Source organism: Colwellia sp. C1TZA3, from assembly GCF_007954265.1.
In the GTDB taxonomy this organism is placed as follows: Bacteria; Pseudomonadota; Gammaproteobacteria; order Enterobacterales; family Alteromonadaceae; genus Cognaticolwellia.
Genome location: NZ_VOLS01000117.1, coordinates 1 through 3,371 on the forward strand (window position 1 = coordinate 1; position 3,371 = coordinate 3,371).

At 40.3% G+C, this 3,371-nt stretch carries 2 protein-coding genes; one reads left to right on the top strand and one right to left on the bottom strand.

Annotated features, from left to right (window positions below):
- Positions 1 to 137 precede the first annotated feature (137 nt).
- Complete coding sequence (gene alaS, locus ESZ39_RS17315; RefSeq protein ID WP_146881165.1) at positions 138 to 2,762, bottom strand: alanine--tRNA ligase; 2,625 nt, start codon at positions 2,760 to 2,762, stop codon at positions 138 to 140.
- 331 nt (positions 2,763 to 3,093) lie between these two features.
- Here alaS and ESZ39_RS18205 point away from each other — a divergent pair.
- On the top strand, positions 3,094 to 3,371 hold a 278-nt coding region (locus tag ESZ39_RS18205), incomplete at its 3' end, for a hypothetical protein (protein ID WP_223270444.1).

Genomic DNA, 3,371 nt, shown 5'->3' on the forward strand with positions numbered 1-3,371 from the left:
GAGGAAAAATGGATAAATACAAGGCATAAAATTTAGTCAGTAGTTATTCACCTTATAAATTTTATAACGCTGTAGTTATTCATTTTAACCATTAAAAATGAGCAGGTAATTAATCAACTTGGTATTACACCTAGATACTAGCTCAGCTTATCTTTTAACCAGCTTTGTGCTGCTTTTAAGGCTGCTTCAATATTTTCTGGTTGGCTACCTCCAGCTTGAGCCATATCAGGACGACCGCCACCTTTACCGCCAACTTCTTGCGCTGCAACATTAACTAACTCGCCAGATTTTACTTGGCCAACAAGGTCTTTAGTTACACCAGCAATTAAGCTCACTTTATCGTCACTCGTTGTGGCTAATAAAATAATGCCTGAGCCCATTTTATTTTTCAGGTCATCAACCATGCCACGCAACGATTTAGCTTCTACGCCTGGTAAATTAGCAACAAGGGTTTTCACGCCATTAAAGTCGATAGCTTGGCTAACTAAATCAGCACCAGCTTGACTGGCAAGTTTTTGCTTAAATTGTGCTAGTTCTTTTTCTAGTTCTTTGTTGCGTAATATCACTTGCTCAACTTTACTAGCCACATTCACTGAGTCAGTTTTAACCAAAGCAGCAATAGTGTTGAGTGTTTGTTCTTGCGCGGCAAAGTAGTTTAATGCGGCTTCACCGGTTACGGCTTCTATTCGACGAACACCAGCAGCAATGCCTGATTCAGAGACAATTTTGAATAAGCCAATATCACCGGTTCGGTCAACGTGTACACCACCACAAAGCTCGGTAGAAAAGCCCCCTAAGGTAACCACCCGCACTTCATCGTCGTACTTTTCACCAAATAATGCCATCGCACCTTTTTCTTTCGCTTCATCGATTGGCATTAACTTGGTTTCGCGCGCTAAATTACTTCTAACTTGCTCATTCACCATACGTTCAATGATTGTTAACTCTTCAGGGGTTAACGCTTCAAAGTGAGAAAAATCAAACCGTAGTTTTTCAGCGTCACATAATGAGCCTTTTTGCGTAACATGCTCGCCTAATACAGTGCGAAGGCTGGCGTGTAATATATGGGTAGCGGTATGGTTTTTAACAATAGCAGCACGGTGTTCGCTATTAATTTGCGCTTTAACACGACTGTTTAAACCAATAGTGTCACGGGCAATACCTTTGTGCGCAAAAGCATGACCTAATTTAAAAGTATCAGAAACTTCAAATATACCATCACCAAGCTGAAGTATGCCGCTATCACCAACCTGTCCACCTGACTCAGCATAAAATGGGGTTTTATCAAGCACGACAATACCAGCTTCACCCGCGCTTAATTCAACAACTGATGCTTCATTATTGAAGAGTTCAACAACCGTAGAAGACATTTCATGGCGGGTATAGCCTTTAAAGTCAGTCCGATGTTCTGACTTAAGGGTGTCGTTGTAGTCTGTGCCAAATTGGCTAGCTTTTTGAGCGCGAATACGTTGTTGAGCCATGGCGGTATTAAAGCCATCAAGATCAATGTTTAAGTGGCGTTCTCGAGCAATATCAGCGGTTAAGTCGGCTGGAAAGCCATAAGTGTCGTAGAGTTTAAAAACATCTTCGCCAGCGATAGTGTCACCTTTAAGTGCCGATAGAGTATCTTCAAGCAGCGCCATGCCTCGGTCTAACGTTCGACCGAATTGCTCTTCTTCTCTAAGTAAAACTTTCTCAATAATGGCCTGTTGCTGTACAAGTTCAGGGTAAGCCTCGCCCATTTGCCCAGCAAGTGAAGCGACTATTTTATGGAAGAAAAATGATTGAGCTTCTAATTTGTGACCATGGCGGATAGCACGGCGAATTATACGGCGTAATACATAGCCACGGCCCTCATTTGACGGCATAACACCATCAGTGATTAAGAAGCTACATGAACGAATATGATCAGCAATAACACGGAGTGATTTATGTGCTAAGTCATTACATTCAAGTAATGTCGCGGTATCACGAATTAAGCCTTGAAAAATATCGATTTCGTAATTGCTGTGCACACCTTGCATTATCGCTGAAATACGCTCTAAACCCATGCCGGTATCTACTGACGGCTTAGGTAAGTTATCCATGGTACCGTCAGCTTGACGGTTGTATTGCATGAAAACTAAATTCCAAATTTCGATAAAGCGATCGCCATCTTCATCTGGAGAGCCTGGAGGGCCACCAAAAATATCTTCACCGTGATCATAAAAAATTTCTGAACAAGGGCCACAGGGTCCGGTATCGCCCATTGACCAAAAATTGTCTGACTCATATTGTTTATCCGCTGATTTATCACCAATACGAATAATTTTATCTGCTGGCATACCAATAACAGTTAACCAATAGTCGTATGCTTCAACATCACTTTCATAAACAGTGACCAACAATTTTTCTTTTGGTAATGCCAATTCTGTAGTTAAAAATTCCCAGGCATAATTTATCGCTTCTTCTTTAAAGTAATCACCAAAGCTGAAGCTACCCAACATTTCGAAAAAAGTATGATGACGTGCAGTGTAACCGACATTTTCTAGATCATTATGTTTACCACCGGCACGCACACAACGTTGTGCTGACGTAGCTCGGGTGTAGCTGCGAATATCGTCACCAAGAAATACATCTTTAAATGGTACCATACCGGCATTAGTGAATAGTAATGTTGCATCGTTGCCAGGAACAAGCGAGCTACTCGCAATAATTTGATGCTGCTTAGATGCATAAAAATCTAAAAATGCCTGACGCAATTGGGCACTAGTTTCAATCATTTTAATTTCCAACTTTTCGAAGAGTATATCTGTTTAAGCGTTTAATAGTGTCATGGTTTTATCTGTTGAGAAACCACCTTGTTGCATAAAGCGCACTCTTTTGGCTTTATCTTTTTGATCTATTATTAGGGACGCACCAATAGGCTTATTATACGCAAGCTCTGCTTGAAGATACCAATCTATTTGATCATTACTTAGTGATTTTTGTACAGATTTGCCATCAACAGCTCTTCTACTAAGTCACTTTCATAGCTTGCCAGCCTTAGCCTTTAGCTATTTAGCGACTAAACACATAACCGAAAAAACAATTTTTTTTAAATAATATTCTGCAATGAACTCACCTAAAATCAGCATTATTTCAGCAAAGCGATACGCTCAAAAACTGATTTTTTATGGTAACTCTTTAGTTAAATTTTTAGCTGAGTTTTCTCTGCGAGACTGCAAATCAATCTTGGTGTTTAAAAGAGCTGTTATACCAATCTCATTAAGTTATTGCTCACTTGTACTAGTTAAAATAGCTCAAGGCTGTGTTGCTCTCAATCCCAATAGCCAGCTATTGCTCAATCGAGCGCCTTACCTTGAGTTATTTTTCCTGCGCACAACAAGATC

Bases quoted from the DNA above. Each gene is read 5' to 3' on its own strand.
- alaS (WP_146881165.1), bottom strand. From the start codon at position 2,762: ATGATTGAAACTAGTGCCCAATTGCGTCAGGCATTTTTAGATTTTTAT.